The 16990-nt window shown below is 62.4% G+C and carries 13 protein-coding genes; 10 read left to right on the top strand and 3 right to left on the bottom strand.

Annotated features, from left to right (window positions below; translation table 11 throughout):
- Window positions 1-516 precede the first annotated feature (516 nt).
- From B8446_RS02280 to B8446_RS02235, 10 genes are all read left to right on the top strand, one after another.
- On the top strand, window positions 517-1626 hold the full coding sequence (locus B8446_RS02280) for a sugar ABC transporter substrate-binding protein (protein WP_053053636.1): 1110 nt from the start codon (window positions 517-519) through the stop codon (window positions 1624-1626).
- The gene (locus B8446_RS02275) at window positions 1623-3185 is read left to right on the top strand and encodes a sugar ABC transporter ATP-binding protein (RefSeq protein ID WP_048846795.1); all 1563 of its coding nucleotides are present in this window, start codon (window positions 1623-1625) and stop codon (window positions 3183-3185) included. Before B8446_RS02280 ends, B8446_RS02275 begins: the two co-directional genes overlap by 4 nt.
- The gene (locus B8446_RS02270; protein ID WP_048846793.1) at window positions 3175-4182 is read left to right on the top strand and encodes an ABC transporter permease; all 1008 of its coding nucleotides are present in this window, start codon (window positions 3175-3177) and stop codon (window positions 4180-4182) included. Before B8446_RS02275 ends, B8446_RS02270 begins: the two co-directional genes overlap by 11 nt.
- Complete coding sequence (locus B8446_RS02265) at window positions 4179-5219, top strand: ABC transporter permease (RefSeq protein WP_241767593.1); 1041 nt, start codon at window positions 4179-4181, stop codon at window positions 5217-5219. The genes B8446_RS02270 and B8446_RS02265 overlap by 4 nt, the downstream gene beginning before the upstream one ends.
- Before the next feature lie 474 nt (window positions 5220-5693).
- The gene (locus B8446_RS02260; protein WP_048846790.1) at window positions 5694-6689 is read left to right on the top strand and encodes a sugar phosphate isomerase/epimerase family protein; all 996 of its coding nucleotides are present in this window, start codon (window positions 5694-5696) and stop codon (window positions 6687-6689) included.
- A gap of 74 nt (window positions 6690-6763) precedes the next feature.
- Window positions 6764-7816 (top strand): sugar ABC transporter substrate-binding protein, encoded by a 1053-nt coding sequence (locus B8446_RS02255; protein ID WP_048846788.1) that lies wholly within the window; start codon window positions 6764-6766, stop codon window positions 7814-7816.
- 30 nt (window positions 7817-7846) lie between these two features.
- The gene (locus tag B8446_RS02250) at window positions 7847-9367 is read left to right on the top strand and encodes a sugar ABC transporter ATP-binding protein (RefSeq protein WP_048846818.1); all 1521 of its coding nucleotides are present in this window, start codon (window positions 7847-7849) and stop codon (window positions 9365-9367) included.
- A complete protein-coding gene (locus B8446_RS02245; protein WP_048846784.1) occupies window positions 9352-10326 on the top strand; it encodes an ABC transporter permease in 975 nt (324 codons plus the stop codon). Before B8446_RS02250 ends, B8446_RS02245 begins: the two co-directional genes overlap by 16 nt.
- Entirely contained in the window at window positions 10326-11183 is an 858-nt protein-coding gene (locus B8446_RS02240) for a MurR/RpiR family transcriptional regulator (protein WP_048846782.1), read from the top strand. Before B8446_RS02245 ends, B8446_RS02240 begins: the two co-directional genes overlap by 1 nt.
- Window positions 11184-11186: 3 nt before the next feature.
- Window positions 11187-12161: a ribokinase gene (locus B8446_RS02235; RefSeq protein ID WP_084711997.1), complete on the top strand. Its 975-nt coding sequence runs from the start codon at window positions 11187-11189 to the stop codon at window positions 12159-12161.
- Here the strand turns inward: B8446_RS02235 and B8446_RS02230 are convergent.
- The 3 genes from B8446_RS02230 to B8446_RS02220 all read right to left on the bottom strand — a co-directional run bounded on the left by B8446_RS02230 (window position 12151) and on the right by B8446_RS02220 (window position 16924).
- The gene (locus B8446_RS02230) at window positions 12151-12414 is read right to left on the bottom strand and encodes a hypothetical protein (RefSeq protein ID WP_148505809.1); all 264 of its coding nucleotides are present in this window, start codon (window positions 12412-12414) and stop codon (window positions 12151-12153) included. The genes B8446_RS02235 and B8446_RS02230 overlap by 11 nt on opposite strands.
- 209 nt (window positions 12415-12623) lie before the next feature.
- Window positions 12624-13754, bottom strand: coding sequence for an efflux RND transporter periplasmic adaptor subunit (locus B8446_RS02225; protein ID WP_048846778.1), 1131 nt, complete (start codon window positions 13752-13754; stop codon window positions 12624-12626).
- Window positions 13751-16924, bottom strand: coding sequence for an efflux RND transporter permease subunit (locus B8446_RS02220; RefSeq protein WP_048846776.1), 3174 nt, complete (start codon window positions 16922-16924; stop codon window positions 13751-13753). The genes B8446_RS02225 and B8446_RS02220 overlap by 4 nt, the downstream gene beginning before the upstream one ends.
- Window positions 16925-16990: the final 66 nt, after the last annotated feature.

The following is a 16990-nucleotide window of genomic DNA, read 5'->3' as shown; positions in this document are numbered from 1 at the left end:
ACAGACCTTACCCAAAAACGAGGGCATTCCACGGAGCAGGGTCAATCTCTCACTGTGCACGCGCGCGCCGCCGAACGGCATGCCGAAAGCCGAAGCGCTGGTCGACACGCATGGCGCGGCCCACATCGCTACAGCATCATGTCATCGGGAATGGATGAGCCCTCAACTGCGCCATGCCTTGTCAGAGCAGGGCGCGTCGCCAGACCCGCAAGAAAGGTCACGGTCGATAAACGTCGTGTTCTCGGCCTCAGCACCGTGCACACAGTCATGCGTGACATCGACGATGGAATGCACGGATCGCATCCGCAGAGGGCGGTGCGCCATGCTGGCTCTTCCCAGAAGACAATACCGAGCCGGTTGGCGATTGATTAACGTGGGGTTGCTCCCTGTTAATGTTACATCATGTGGATTTGATATGATTAACTCGCCGCAATGCCAGGATCGTCACATTCCTTGCGATAGCTTCCGTCTGCATGCTGTCCAGCATGACGTGAAGTTCACGAACGGTGAGAAAACATGAACCGGAATATCGATCGCCGCCTGCTGTTGCAGGCGGGCGCGACTGGCTTGCTGGGTGCAGGGCTTGCTGGTGTCCTGCCATTGCGACCGGAGCGCGCGTTCGCGGCCGATGCACCGTTCCGGATTGCCCTGTCCAATTCCTTCATCGGCAACAAATGGCGCCTAGAGATGGAAAACGTCTTCAAGGCGGCACTTCAGATGGAACCCTACAAATCCGAAGTCCAGGGAACCTGGTTCAACTCCGGAAACGATATCTCCAAACAGACGCAGCAGATTTCCAACCTGATTGCCGAACGGGTGGATGCGATCCTGATCGACGCCGCATCGCCCACGGGCCTGAACGGCGTCATCCGGCAGGCAACGGCGCGTGGCATCGTCGTCATTGCCTTCGACAATCTCGTCACCGCCCCGTCCGCCCTCACCGTCAACATTTCCGAAGCCGACCTCGGACGACAACTCGCTGAATGGCTCGTCAAGAAACTGAACGGCCAAGGCAATGTCATCATGGTCACCGGCGTCGCCGGCACCCAGGACGACACCGATCGCAACGAAGCAGCCGAAGCCGTATGGAAGCAGCATCCCGGCATCAAGGTCGTCAATCGCTATACCGGCATGTGGGACAGCTCGACTGCGGAGCGCAATACGGCGGCCATCCTGCCTTCGTTGCCGAAGGTCGATGGCATCTGGTGCCAGGGCGGCACCGATGGCGTGCTCAAGGCCTTCGTTGCGGCTGGTCGCACGCCGCTTCCGTTCACCGCCGGTGAGTGTGAGAACGGCTTTCGCAAGTTCATGATCGGTTACAACGGCCAGAAAGTGGACGGCATATCCATTGGCGCACCGCCGTTCGCATCGGTCGTTTCGCTCGAACTCGCGCGTCGGATCCTTCGCAAGGAATATCCGAAGAAGAGCATCATGCTTCCGCTCGCGGCCGTCACAAGCGACACGGTCAAGGTTGGCGAAACCGTTTTTCCCGATCAGCCCGACAGCTTCTTTGATGATTTCACGGCCGGCAAAGGCCCGAATTCGCTGGTCGATCTGTGCGTGGGTGCTGCGCTGAACGGCGACGCCTGCCCGGGCAGGCTTTCCGTCATGCTGCCCACAGCATGACAGATGCAGGCCACGCGGCACTGGCCGGCGCGCCCTTCATCGAGGGGATCGGCCTCAGTCGCGCCTATGGTGGTGTCCGCGCACTTCACAATGCGTCCCTTGCCGTGCTGCCGGGAGAAGTGCATGCGCTGGTCGGCGAGAATGGCGCCGGCAAATCGACGCTGATCAAGGTCCTCGGGGGCCGCGTCCGGCCCGATAGCGGCGAAATCCGCCTGCGGGGCACATCCGTGTCGTTTTCCGGACCGGAGGCCGCCCATCGCGTGGGCGTTCAGACAGTGTTTCAGGAACTGACGCTTCTGCCGTCCCTTACCGTTGCGGAAAATCTGTTCCTCTCGCGTGAGCCCCGCTCACGCCTGACGCACCTGATCGATCGTCGCGCGATGGGCCGCCGCGCGGAAGAACTTCTGACAGGCATGGGCATCGACCATATCGATCCTCTCGCCGCGGTCGAGGACATTTCCCTGTCCGAGCGCCAACTCGTCGAAATCGTGCGCGCGATTTCCCACGAGCCCGATATCCTGTTCCTCGACGAACCGACATCGTCTCTTGTCGAGCGCGAGGTCGTCTGGCTGTTCGAGCAGATACGCCGCCTGCGGGCACGCGGAACGGCCATGGTGTTCACCTCGCACCGATGGAACGAGGTCAGATCGATTGCCGACCGAATTACCGTTTTTCGCAACGGTGGCGACGTCGGCACGTTTACGGACATCAGCGAGGACGACGCCGTGTCGCTCATGACCGGCCGGCATGTCGAGACGCTTTATCCACCCGTCCCTGCGCTGACTGCCTCTGCGCCGATCGCGCTCGAGACCCACCATCTTGCGTCCGCGCACCTGCACGATGTCTCACTCCAGCTTCATGCCGGTGAAATCCTCGGCGTTGGGGGCCTTGCGGGCCACGGCCATCGCGCACTCTTCTTCACGCTTTTCGGTGCCGACCGGGCAACTTCGGGCACGATCACGGTTGCCGGAAAACAGGTTTCGATCCGCTCTCCGCATGATGCCATGAAACGCGGCGTCGGCATTGCGCTTGTTCCCGAAGATCGCAAGACGGAGGGGCTTCTTCTGCGCATGAGCGTTCGCGACAACATGACGCTTGCGATCCTTCGCGGCCGGCTCTCGCGCATGGGTTTTCTTCGCCGGGCGGAGGAAAAGCGCCTCAGCAGCGATCTCTCCCGCCAGCTCAGGATCAAGACGGCAGGTCCCCATATTGCCGTAGGCTCGCTTTCTGGCGGCAATCAGCAGAAGGTTCTCCTCGGTCGCTGGCTGCTGGCCGAGCCGCGCATTCTTCTCCTTTACGATGTGACGCGCGGTGTCGATGTTTCGACGAAAGCCGAGATCTACGCACTCATTCATCGGCTCGCCGCCGAAGGAAAGGCGATCCTCTTCTATTCGTCCGATGCCGAGGAACTCGCCCATCTGACTCACCGCGTGCTCGTCATGCGGGAAGGACGCATCGCCGCGGCCCTCGAGGGCAATGCCATTACCGCCGAGGCGATCGTCTCCGCCGCGGTTCGCGATACATCTCCTGCCTCCGGGAGGGGCACACATGCCGCCTGATCCTGCCATCACGGTCGCAGGCCGGCCATTTCGCCGCCCGCGCTGGAAGCTTCTGCTTGCCCAGAACGTCGGCCTCGCTCTTGCAGTGGTCATGCTGATCCTCAGCCTTGTCATCTACTGCGTGATCTATGTCGCAGCCCAGCACAGGCTTCCCGGAAATTTCGAGCTGACATCGACGGTCAACACCACGATGCCTCTTGCGTTCGCATCGATCGCGCAGACGATCGTCGTGCTAACACGCGGGATTGACCTGTCCGTCGGAGGCGTCGTCGATCTCTCCAACGCCGTGGCGGCCGTCAAGCTGGGCGACAGCCTGGGCAGCGAAATCCTCTGGTCGCTGGTCGTGCTCGTGATCGGCGCGACGTGCGGTCTGGTGAACGGCCTCCTCGTGACACTCGGTCGCCTCCAGCCGATCCTGGTGACCCTTGCGACGCTCTCGATCTATCAGGGCATCGCCATTCGCGTGCTTCCACAGCCGGGCGGCCAGATACCGCAGAACTACACTGATGCTTTCGCCAGCATCACCGGCCCATGGTCTTTGCTTTACGTCATCATCGTGGGAGTGCTGTGGTGGGCGTTTCGTCGCTCCAGCCTCGGTGTGGGTGTCTTTGCCATCGGCAATGACGAGACGGCCGCCAGCGCGAATGGCGTCGCCGTACGACGCGCCCGTATTCTGGCCTATGTGCTCGGCGGCGTCTTTTCCGCCATCAGCGGCCTGTTTCTTGCAGCCAGTGCGACCGCGGGCGATGCCACGACCGGCAATACCTACACGTTGACTTCGATCGTCGCGGCCGTGCTGGGCGGCGTGTCGCTGTTCGGCGGGCGCGGCAACGGCGTCGGTGCCATCCTTGGCGCGTTCATTTCGACGATGATCGTCAACATCCTGTTCTTCGCGCACATCAACCCGCTGTATCAGTCTTTTTACGAAGGCCTGTTTCTCGTGCTCGCAGTCGTACTTGTCGGCTCGGTCGGTCGCCTCATGCGGAAAGCCATGTGACGTCCACGCCGCTTCAGACCTCCCATCCCGCCGATCTTACACCCCCTCCCTCGGGCGCGAGCACGCCGCAGAGCAGTTCAGGGATCCGGCGGTTTCTAGCGTCAGCCGAACGCAGGCGCGTGCTTTATGCTTTCGCCGCCGCAATCGCGCTTTTTGCCATCGGCGAGATCGTTCGCCCCGGCTTCGGCTCGTTCGCGGGTATACGCGCCGTGCTCGTCGTGGCGTCTTTCGTCGGGCTGGTCGCCGCGGGCCAGTTTTTCGTGATCCTGATCGGCGGTATCGACCTGTCCGTCCCCTGGGTGCTGAACGCTGCTGCCATCCTTGTGGTGACGAGTTCGCTTGGCCGTAATGCGTGGGCTGTTCCGGCCGGCCTCCTGACATTGGCGATGGGAACCATGATCGGCGCGCTCAATGGGGTGGGGGTGGGCGTGGCCGTGCTTGGCGTTCCTGCGGTCGTCATGACCCTTGCCATGAACGGAATACTCGAAGGCCTGACGGGCGGACTGACCTGCAGCTCCTGCGCCGCCTATGCGCCGCCCGTTATCCAGGCCGCGGTCCACCATCCCTTCTTCGGGATCCCTGCGGTGCTGTTCTTCTGGGCAATCGTCATCGCCGTCGTCTCCGTGGTCCTGAGCCTGACGACGTTCGGGCGCGCCACCTATGCGATCGGCAGCAATCCGCGCGCAAGCTTTCTGGCAGGCCTGCCGGTGCGGGCGATAACGATCGGCCTTTACGCCCTGTCGGGATTTTTCTCGGCGCTGGCCGGGATCACGCTCGTCGGCTTCGGCGGTCAGGCCGCGCTCGGCATGGGCGATCCCTACCTTTTCCAGTCGATCGCCGCCGTCGTGATCGGCGGTGTCTATATTCTCGGCGGCCGGGGCCACTATATCGGCGTGGTCGCCGGCAGCATCAGCCTCGTTGCCCTTGTCTCGGTGCTGATGGCGGTGGACATGCCCGAGTACGGACGAAATATCATCTACGGCGTCGTTATTCTGGTGCTCCTCCTGCTTTACGGCCGCGAAGCGCCGGAAGCGTAGATCCGGTCCCGTCGGCAGGCATTCATCCGCGCTATGCGACTTTGTTCATGCACCCGTGGCCGAAGAACCGCGTCACGGCGCCCACAATGGTGCTTTCCCATGGCCTGCGGCCGGGCGTGGCCTTGATTTCAGCCATGCGGAACAGGACCACCCTCCCGAGCCCGCCCGAAGCGCCACGAGAAGGTATGACGCGAACATCCCCAGAGACTGCTTGTGAGACTGCGCCCGGCCGACATCACTTATCCTATGCTTCAGGTGAAGCAGAACGACATTACATTTCCTTGCCTTGTCATGCCGGCTGGCAACAGGTCCGCTTCAGAATTCACCGTCAAACTTGTTTACGTGACTTCGAACAAAGCAATTTCCTGGCCTTTATCACGAACGCGTGCAGCCGACGGAAATGGAGAGACTTCCCGCTTGTCGCTTTACTTTATAGAGCGCATTAAGAAAGAGTAATGAGACCAGGAGGCCAGTGTGCCTACAAACCTTTCAGATTTACCCTTTGCAACACGTCTGAACTCGTTTGCCTCCAACCCGTCGCTTTTCTGGAAGGATCTGAACGGTAAACCGACCGTCCTGCAGATGGTCGAACGCGCTTCCACGGTGGACGGCCTGACCGTTCTGGACCTGAACTACCCGGATCACTTCGTGGGTGCGGATCCGATCAGGCTCGCCACCCAGATCCGGGATCTCGGATTGTCGATCAGCGGACTGGCCATGCGCTATTACAGCGTCCCGTCCATGAAACTCGGGGCCTTCACCAATCCTGATCCCGCAGTGCGCCGCCACGCCATCGACCTGACCAAGCAGGGCATCGACATCGCGGCCGCCTGCGGCGCGCCCATGATGACCATCTGGCTCGGACAGGACGGCTTCGACTACGCGTTCCAGGTCGATTACGCGAAAGCCTGGGATCTGGAGATCGCGGGTATTCGGGAAGTGGCTGCCCACAATCCGGACGTTCAGATCAGCATCGAATACAAGCCGAACGAACCGCGCGCCTACAGCCTGCTGCCTGACGCCGCGACCACACTGCTCGCCATCCGCGATGTCGGGTTGCCCAATGTCGGCGTGACGCTCGACATGGCACATGTGCTCTATGCCGATGAACAGCCGGCTTTTGCAGCTGCCTTGGTCGGCAAACACAGCAAGCTGCTGGGCGTTCATCTCAACGACGGTTACGCGAAGCGCGACGACGGTCTCATGGTTGGCGCGGTACACAGCGTGCAGACCATCGAGCTTCTCCGCCAGATCAAGTCTGATGGATACGAGGGGGCGCTTTACTTCGACACCTTCCCGGATCTCACGGGACTGGATCCGGTGCAGGAATGCGAAACCAACATCCGCACGGTCAGGCGCATGATCGAGGTCGTCGAACGACTGGATCGTCACAACGGGCTGGCGGACGCGGCCGATCGCCATGATGCCGTAACAGCTCAGTCCATTTTGCAGACCGCGATGTTCGCCTGAAAGGCAAGAACGTCTCGAACACCAGGTTCCCCCGGCGGCAATCAGATGCAGTCCGCCTTTTGTGGAAGCGTTTCATGCGTAAACTTCTGTTGGCAGGCGTTGCGCTTGCTTTTTTCCCGACCGTATCCATGGCAGCCGACCTGCCGACGCTTAATCCGGATACGGAGACAAGCCGCGTCAGCTGGTCCGACGTGGAGAAGAAATTCGGTCCGACGCCGGATGCGAACGGCCAGCGATATGGCGTAGTCCTGAAGACGCTGACCAACGAGTTCTGGCGCCTGCTCGCCGATGGTTATCATAAGGCCGCGACCAGAAGTCATGCCTCCGTTGATATCCAGGCGGCTCAGGGCGAGTCGGATCAGATGGGCCAGCTCTCCATCATGGAGAACATGATCGGCCCGCAATACAAGGGATTGCTGATCTCGCCGCAGACGGACGCCAATCTGCAGCCTGCGATCGACGAAGCCCTTCAGAACAAGCTCGTCGTCGTGAACGTCGATGATGCCGTCGTCGGCAATATCGGCCATTTCGTCGGCGTCGTGCAGAAAGAGAACGGCGTACGCGTCGCGAACTGGTTCATCCAGCACTACAAGGACGGCGGCGAGGTCGCGATCGTCGAGGGACAGGCTGGCGTGTTCGCCGCAATCCAGCGGACCACGGGCTTCCGCGAGACCATACAGAAGAACGGCAAGTTCAAGGTCGTCGCGAGTGTTCCGGGCAACTGGGATCGCCAGCAATCCTATGATGCCGCCGTCAACATTCTCCAGCGCAATCCGAAGATCATCGGCATCTACTGCAACAACGACACGATGGCGCTGGGCGTGGTCGAGGCCGTCAAGTCGCTCAACCTTCTCAATCAGGTCCATGTGTTTGGAACCGACGGCACGAACGACGCCTATGTATCCATCAAGGCGGGAGAAATGACCGGGACGGTCGACAGCTTTCCGGTGCTGACAGGCGAGATCGCGCTCGATACGGCCGAGCGGCTCGTCGCAGGCCAGGCGCTTCCCCGCGTGATCATGACGCCGCAGGCGCTCGTCACCAGGGAGAACATGGCGCGCTACAAGACGTCTGATGAAGATGCGCAGAAAAAGGCATTGATCGCCGACGCCACGTCGGGACAGTGACATAGGTCATCGGCCATGGAACATCTTGGAATGCCCCGGCTTCGGCTGGAAGGTCTGACGAAACGTTATGCCGGCATCACTGTGCTCGACGACGTCGGCTTCGACGTACAACCGGGAGAAGTGCACGCCCTGCTTGGCGAAAACGGTGCGGGCAAGTCGACGCTCCTGAAGATCCTGTCAGGCGTGGTCAAGCCGGAGCACGGCACGATCGCAGTCGACGGCGTTCCGCTCAAGGCGCATTCCATGGCGGCCGCCCGGAGCGCCGGTATCGCGATGATCCATCAGGAATTGCAGCAGGTGCCGGAACTTTCGGTCGCCCAGAACATGTTCCTCGGACATCCGATGCTGAAAAGCGGCGTGCTTCTCGACCGCAAGGAAATGGAGCGTCGCGCGGCGATCGTCCTCAAGGATCTCGACCCCACCATCGACGTGAAGGCGCGGGTCAAGGATCTGAAGGTCGCCAGCCGTCAGTTGGTCGAGATCGCGCGAGCGCTGCTGTTCGACGCGAAAATCATCGCGATGGACGAGCCCACGTCCAGTCTAATGCCGTCGGAATTCGAGCGACTGGCGGGCATCATCCTCGACCTGCAACAGCGCGGTGTCGCCATCATCTACGTCTCACACAAACTCGACGAGGTTCTGCGCATCTGCTCCCGCGGCACCGTCCTGCGGGACGGGAAGTTCGTCGCAGCGGTTACGCTGGCCGAGACTACGGAGCGCAAGCTGGTGTCGATGATGGTCGGGCGCGATATCGTCCTTCAGGATCATCATTCATCGGCACTGTCCGACGTCGTCCTGCGCGCGCATAGGCTCTCATGGTCGGACAAGGTCAAGGACGTCTCCTTCGAGTTGCACCGTGGAGAGGTTCTGGGCGTCGCAGGCCTGGTCGGCGCGGGCCGTACCGAACTGATGCAACTGCTGTCCGGCCTGCACCAGCCGTCCAGCGGCGAGATTTACGTCCACGGCACCTTGAGGAAATTCGGGAAAAGCCGGGACGCCATTCAGTGCGGGATCGGACTGGTTCCGGAAGAACGCAAGCGCGACGGCATCGTCCCTCTCCGCTCGGCGTTCGCAAATGCGGCCCTCACCTCCTGGCCGCGTTTCGCCAGATTCGGCTGGCGGTCCGAGGGTCGGGTGCGTGCGAAGGTGGACCATCTGTTCGACGAACTTCAGCTGCGACCAAGGAGTCCCGACAAGCCCATCGGGCTGTTCAGCGGCGGCAACCAGCAGAAGATCATCCTGGCACGCTGGCTGCTGGCAGAGACGGAGATCCTGCTGCTCGATGAGCCGACACGCGGGATCGACGTCGGTGCCAAGCAGGAAATCTACCGCCTGGTGCACGATCTGGCGGCACAGGGGCGTTCGATCATCGTCGTCTCGTCCGAGCTGCTGGAAATCATGGCACTGAGCGATCGCGTGCTCGTCATGCGGGAAGGTCGGCTGGCTGCCGAACTCGGCCGGGACGAACTGACCGAAGACACAATCATGCAACATGCGGCTGTCACGGCCGCCCCGGAGACAATGGAAAGCGCGTCATGGGCCATGCACTGACAATGGGGCAGACGCCTCGCAAGCCACGCTTGCCTGTCATCAACCTTCGTGATGCCGGAACGCTGATCGGGTTGCTGGTGATCGGCGCCGTCTTCGCGGCGTCCGCCCCTTCCTTCCTGACCCAACACAACCTGATCAACATCCTCCAGCAGTCCAGCATCAATGCCTGCGTGGCGCTGGGCATGACACTGGTCATCATTTCCGGCGGCATCGACCTGTCCGTCGGCCCGACGGCCGCGCTGTCGGCCGTGATCACCGCAACGCTCGTGGTCTCGGGAATGCCCTTGCCGATCGCCTTGCTGGCCGGCCTTGCGACGGGGCTCCTGTGCGGGTTCGTCAACGGCGCGCTCATCGCGGTCGCGGGATTGCAACCGTTCATCGTCACACTCGGAACACTGAGCCTGTATCGGGCCATGGCCCTGATCTTCACGAACGGCAATCCGGTCCTGGGGCTTTCGCCGTCCTTCCGGCACCTGTTCAATGGGTCGATCGGTATATTCCCGATACCGGTCCTGATCGTAGGGGTGGCAAGTCTGGTAGCGTGGTGTGTGCTGAGCAAAACTCCGCTTGGAGAATATATCCTGGCCGTGGGTGGCAACGAGGAGGCCGCACGGGTCGCGGGTGTTCCCGTCGTGCGGACGAAAATCGCGACCTACATGATTTCCGGACTCGCGGCGTCTCTCGGCGCCATGATCCTGATCGGCCGGCTGGGCGCGGCAGAGCCGGTTCTGGGCAATCTGTGGGAGCTTGATGCGATTGCCGCGGCGGCGATCGGCGGCGCCTCCCTCATGGGCGGCAAGGGCAGCATCGTCGGCACCCTGCTGGGGGCGGTCGTACTGGGCGCGATGCGCAACGGCCTGACGCTCCTGAACGTGCAGGCTTTCTACCAGCTTCTGGCGACAGGCATCATCATCATCGCCGCGATGCTCGTGGACCGCTTCACGCGCGGGACAGCCTGATGCTGCAGCGTGACCTCTATGCCGTCGGCGCCCGGATCCGCATGTTGCAGCCGACGCTGACGGAGCTGGAAGGAAGAGTGGTCGAGGCCCTGCTTCAGCCCTCTTTCGGCCCGGAAACGTCACTGAAGGACATCTCGTCGGCGGCCGATGCGTCGGAAGCCATGATCGTCAAGACCGCCAAGAAGCTGGGGTTTTCCGGCTTCCGGGACTGCCGGGCGCGTCTTGGCGAATATCATTCCCTGCCCAGCACCTCGCTCCATCAGGAGGTTCGTCCCACCGACAGTTCCGTCCAGATCCTCTCGAAAGTCTTCAATACGGCGATTCAGGCGATCCAGGAGACGCTCGCCATCATTGACGTGAAGATCTTCGAGCGGGTGGTGCAATCGCTGTTCGATGCGAGAAACCGGGATCTCTATGGTGTCGGGGGATCCGCCCAGATCGCCAAGGACGTCAGCCACAAATTCCTGCGCATCGGCGTTCGCAGCGCCGTCTATGACGATGCGCACATGATGCTGATGTCCGCGTCCCTTCTCGGCCGAGGCGACATTGCCATCGGGTTTTCACACTCGGGCCGGACCACGGCTGTCATCGATGCGCTCAGGCTGGCACGGGAAAGTGGCGCCACGACGATCGCCATCACGAACTTCGCCGGATCTCCGCTGACGAAAGTCGCCGAACTCGTGCTGTGTTCGACGGCGCGCGGTTCCCCGCTTCTGGGGGAAAACGCCGCCGCGCGCGTGGCCCAGCTGAACATTCTCGATGCGATTTTCGCGGCACTGGCACAGAAAGATTACGAGAGCGCCGAGGACAATCTGCGTCGCACGTCGCAAGCCGTGCGATCGAAACGTGAGAAATGAATCATGACGCCGTCGGTCATCGTTGTCGGGAGCCTTCATTACGACATCATCGTGCGCAGCAGCAGGATGCCTGTGCTGGGCGAGACCCTGCCCGGAGAAAGCTGGCAATCCAAATGCGGGGGCAAGGGCGGGAACCAGGCTGCCGAAGCCGCCCGGCACATCGCAGGTGTTACGATGATCGGTTGCATCGGACGCGATGACATGGGCCGACAGTTGCGACGCAATCTCGAGGACGCCCGTGTCGATACACGCCACATTCGGGATACCGACGAACGCAGCGGCATCAGCCTCGTCATTTCGGAACAGCATGGCGATTACGCCGCCATCATCGTGTCCGGCGCCAATCTTTCGCTTTCCGAGGTGGACATCACGCATGCAGCGCCACTTTTCACGGCGGGCTCCGTCGTCGTGCTGCAGAATGAAGTGCCTGCCAGCGTCAATCTCGCGGCGGCAAGACTGGCGCATGAATGCGGATGCAGGGTGGTCCTGAATGCAGCGCCAGCGCGCACGCTGGAACCGGAACTCGCGCCCTTTATCGACATCCTCGTGGTGAACGCCATCGAGGCGGAAATGCTGGGCGGCGGCATCGTATCGGATCTGCCTGCGGCCGTGCAGGCCGTCGATGTCCTTGGCCGATATGCGCCTACGGTTGTCGTAACGGTAGGTGGCGCAGGGCTGGTCGCGAGAAGCGGCGATGCACTGTATTCCCTGTCACCCCATGCCGTGCAGCTCGTCAGCACGCATGGCGCGGGAGACGCTTTCGTCGGTGCGCTTTCGGCTCGGTTGGCTGCCGGCGCGACCATTGAAGACGCACTGGCATACGGCAATGCCGCTGCCGCCGTTCTGGTCTCGACCGATGAGGAGCACCGAAAGCACCTGACGGAGGGCGAGACGCTCGCAATGCTCCACAACCGCGCCGCGCAGCCTGCGGGTCATGCGTTGGCATCCCTGCAGGAGACAGGGCTGCCTATCGCGTAAGACGCTTGAGGATGATCCCGAAGCGGTCATCCCGCTCCGCCAGCACAGTGAGGCGGGCGATCAAGACGGTTCGCGCCGCGCGCTCGAGGCGGTCGACCAGCACCGTGAGCGCGAATCTGTCCTGTTGAACCTCGAGATTTTTCTGGTCGGCAAGCAGGCGCACCTTGGCTTGTCGGGCGGCGGGAACTCTTTCACTCATGCGCGCCGTTTTCACCGGGCGGCGCGGCCTTCGCAAGGCTGAAAATGCGGGCATTCATCCATTCGAACCGGCATCCCGACTGCCCTTGCCGGCCTTCCAGCCCAAGCCTGGCACACCATGGAAGACGTTGAAGACGCGCATCGACCGTGCGCATTCGGTACCTCAGGCTTCGGGCGGCTTACAGCTCCTGTCTTGTTCAGCCGCCACGGGCGCTGAGCATCCCTAAGCGCGGTGATGCTAACCGGTTAGCCGGAGAGCGGGTGTCATTTCTTGTCCGACGTGTCCAGCACCTTGACATGATCGCCGTCCGTCAGGGCCGCAGGCGGGTTGATGATGATGGTCTCTCCTGCCTTGACCCCGGTGAGGATCTCGACTTCCGTTCCGAAATCACGCCCCTCGGTCACGCTCCGAAGCGAGACACGACCATCCGGTGCAAGCGTTGCGACACGCAGCCCTTCGGCGCGGAACAGAAGAGCGTTGGCCGGAACACGCACGCCCCGGGTGGGCGCGTGCAGCTTGAAATGCACTTCGACATAGCCACCGGGGAACAGCAGGCCACGGTCGTTGCCGATCCGCAACTGCGTGCGCAGCGTCCGGGTCATCGGGTCCAGCGCACGGGCCGTGCTGAGCAGGCGCGCAGGAAAGACCTGTCCCGGATATTCGGGAAAATGCAGCGTGACATCGACACCGGGCTGAATGAACGGCGCATCGGTCTGCGGCACCTGCACGAAGATACGCAGCCAGCTGACGTCCGCGACCTCGAACAGTTCAGGTCCGTTGTTGCTGCCGGCATTGATCAGGTGACCGATATCCGTGTTTCGCGCCGTCACCACGCCATCATAGGGCGATATGATCTTCTCGAAACTGACGAGCTGTTCCAGACGGTCCACATTCGCTTCGCCTGACGCGACATTGGCGGCGCGGGCGGACGCATCGCTCGTCGCCTGATCGCTTGCCTGCTGGGAGACGGCGCTGGCCGGCACGAGCGCGCGCTCGCGCTGGGCCAGAATGCCGGCAACGCGGCTGTTCGCCTTGGCGGCCAGCAGGTCGGCACGTGCCTGAAGAAGCTGCTGGTCGATCTCGGGCGAATTGATCTCGGCCAGAACCTGGCCTGCCTTCACATGGTCGCCGATATCGACATACCACCGCTTCAGATACCCGTTGGTGCGCGCATACAAGGCCGCGTCGAAAGCCGGGCTGACGCTGCCCGGCAGCACGATCTCTTCCGATGCCGGAGCAGCATGGGCCCGCACCGTCACGACACTCGGCACGGCGGCATCATCCGCTGTTTTCTGAAGCCCATGGTCGGTGTGGACACGTGCCGCAATGCCCCAGGCCGCCAGCGAAAGGGCCACGGCTGCCGGCAGCGCCGCCCATTTGACGATCCTGTTCATGCCGCCCCCTCCCCGATCGCGCGGGTTCGGTCATGGGTCTGGCGACGGCCATGGATCATCGTGAACACCATCGGCACGAAGATCAGGGTCGCTGTCGTCGCGAACAGAAGCCCCCCGATGACCGCACGACCCAGCGGCGCGTTCTGCTCACCCCCCTCCCCCAGACCGAGCGCCATGGGCAGCATGCCGATCACCATGGCCAGTGCCGTCATCAGCACGGGGCGGAAACGCCGGAAGCCTGCTTCGACGGCAGCAGCAGCCGCACTTGTCTGCTCCTGCGCCATGTGGTCGCGCGCGAAGCTTATGACGAGAATGCTGTTGGCCGTCGCCACGCCGATGCTCATGATCGCACCCGTCAGTGCAGGGACGCTCAGCGGCGTGCGCGTCAGGAAGAGCATCCAGACGATCCCGGCCAGTGCCGCGGGCAGCGCGCAGATGATGATGAAAGCGTCCGTCCAGGACTGGAAATTGACGACGATCAGCAGGAATACCAGCAGTGTCGCGCCCCCCAGGCCGAGAAACAGGGCGCGAAACGACGTGGCCATGGTTTCGACCTGGCCACGCAGGGCCATGTGCGACCCTTTCGGCAGATCATGCCGGGATGCCGACATGATGCGTGTGATATCCGCGGACACGGCACCGAGGTCGCGGCCGTCGGCCGTGGCGTAGATGTCGATTGCGGGTGCCACGTTGTAGTGCGTCTCGACGGATGGCCCGACGCCGCGCGTGATGGTCGCAACGGATGCGAGGATCTGGCGTGCGTTGCCTGTGCCGCTCAGGGGGATGTTGCGCAAAGCGTCGAGTGAATCGAGCTGATATTGCGGTGTCTGGGCGACGAGCGGGTAGGACACGCCGTTTTTCGTATCCAGCCAGAAGGCCGGGCTGGTCTGGAAACTGCCGCTGAGCGAGGCGAGCATGGCGCCTGCGACATCGCGCTGGGTCAGGCCGATGTCCTGTGCGCGGCTGCGGTCCACATGCACGTCGAATTCCGGCTCGTCGAACGATTGCTGGACGCGCGCATCCGCAATGCCCGGAATATGCTGCAGCCGGGTCAGCAGCTTCAGCGCGAATGTGTTGTTCGCCACCGTATTGAACCCGCTGATCTGGACGTCGATCGGCGCGGGCACGCCGAAATTCAGGATCTGGGTGACGATGTCGGCCGGAAGGAAGGCAAACGTCACGCCAGGGAACGCGCGCGGCAGGACTTCCCGCAGGTGCCTGATATCCGCCTCGGTCGGATGATGGTTCGGGATCAGCGTGATCATGATATCGGCATCCGCCGCACTGGTCGGGGCCGAGGTACTGTAGGTCAGATTGATGCCGCTGACCGGCAGGCCGATATTGTCGACGATGCTGGCGACGTCGCCCTTTGGAATGGTTCGCCGGACCACCTCCTCCACCTGATCGCACAGCCTTGCGGTTTCCTCGGCCCGCATGCCGGCATGTGCGCGGATATGCAGCTTGATCTGTCCGCTGTCGACGGTGGGAAAGAAATCGCTGCCGAGCCAGGGGAACAGGGCCAGCGAACCCGCCAGCGCCACCAACACGACCGGCAGGGCAATCCGTCGGCCGGCGATCACCTGCTCAAGGAGCGTCCGGTAACGCGTGCGGGTTGCCTCGAAGCCCTTCTCGAACAGGCGCTGCCACCGGGCGAGCGGATTGCGCGACGGCGTGTCATGCGCGTTCCTGTCGTGTGGCTTGAGCCAGTAGCTGGCGAGCGTCGGGACGAGCGTGCGCGACAGCACGTAGGAGGCGAGCATCGCGAAGCTGATGGCCTCGGCCAGCGGGACGAACAGGTATCGCGCGACGCCCTGCAGAAAGAACATCGGCATGAAGACAATGCAGATGCACAGGGTCGCAACCAGCGCGGGGACCGCGATCTCCTGCGCGCCGTTGAGGATCGAATCGCGGACCTCCTCGCCGTTTTCCAGATGGGCGTTGATGTTTTCGATGGCGACCGTCGCATCGTCCACCAGAATGCCGACGGCCAGTGCGAGACCGCCCAGCGTCATGATGTTGATGGTCTCGCCGAGCGCATAGAGACCCAGGATCGCGCAGATGATCGAAAGCGGGATCGAGATCGTGATGATGATCGTGCTGCGCCAGCTTCCCAGGAACAGCAGGATCATCAGTCCGGTCAGGGTCGCTGCGATGATGCCTTCGCGCACGACCCCGTTGATGGCTGCCTTCACGAACAGGGACTGATCGCCGATCAGCGCGATGTCGAGCGCCTTGGGCGAGGCATCGCGCACGGCCGGAAGCTTCGCCTTGAGCTGGCTGATGATGTCCAGCGTCGAGGCGCTGCCGGTCTTCTGGACGGTCATCAGCGTCGCATGATGTCCGTCCACGCGCACGACGTTCGTCTGGGGCGCGAAACCATCGCGAACATGGGCAACGTCGCGGATATACAGGATCGTGCCGCTCGCCTGCCGGATCGGCATGTCGTTCACCGCGACCGCATCGACGGGGCTTCCGTTCAGGCGGACATTGTATTCGAACTCGCCGACCTTCTCGGTTCCCGACGGGATGATGAGATTCTGGGCGTTGATCGCGTTCACGACATCCTGCGCCGAGACGCCTCGCTCCTGCATCCGGTTCTGGTCGAGATCGACCTGCACCTCGCGCTGCTTGCCGCCATACGGAAACGGGATCGACGCCCCGGCAACGCCTGCGAGCTGGGTCCGGACGAAATTGTTGGCCAGATCGTAAAGCCCCTGGTCGGGAATGGTCTGGCTGGACAATGCGAGCTGGATGATCGGTACGCTGGAGGCGTTGTAGGCCAGCACGAAGGGGGGCGTGATCCCGGGCGGGAGCTGGCGCAGCATCGTCTGGGCCACGGCCGTGACCTGGCTCATGGACAGGTCGACGTTGGCCCCTTCGTGGAAGAACAGTTTGACGACGGCCACACCGTTGAGGGACTGCGATTCGATGTGGTCGATATCGTTGACGGCGACGAGACAGGACCGCTCGAAGATGCTGGTGATCCGGCCGCCCATCTCCGACGGCGGCAGGCCCGTATAGGTCCAGATGACGCCGACCACCGGGATCGAGATCGCCGGGAAAATGTCGGTCGCCATGCTGACGAACGCGAGCGGCCCGAGAATGGCGAGAAGGATGGCCAGGACGATGAACGTATAGGGTCTGTCCAGTGCGAGGCGTACAATCCACATGAACAGGCGGTCTCTGTCAGCTTTGGACAGATGCCTCAAGCACGCCTTCGTCGGGGAGCCGGTGCA

Source organism: Tanticharoenia sakaeratensis NBRC 103193 (assembly GCF_000963885.1).
GTDB lineage: Bacteria > Pseudomonadota > Alphaproteobacteria > Acetobacterales > Acetobacteraceae > Tanticharoenia > Tanticharoenia sakaeratensis.
The sequence above is the reverse complement of the archived record's forward strand: the minus strand, read 5'-3'. Positions and strand labels throughout refer to the sequence as shown.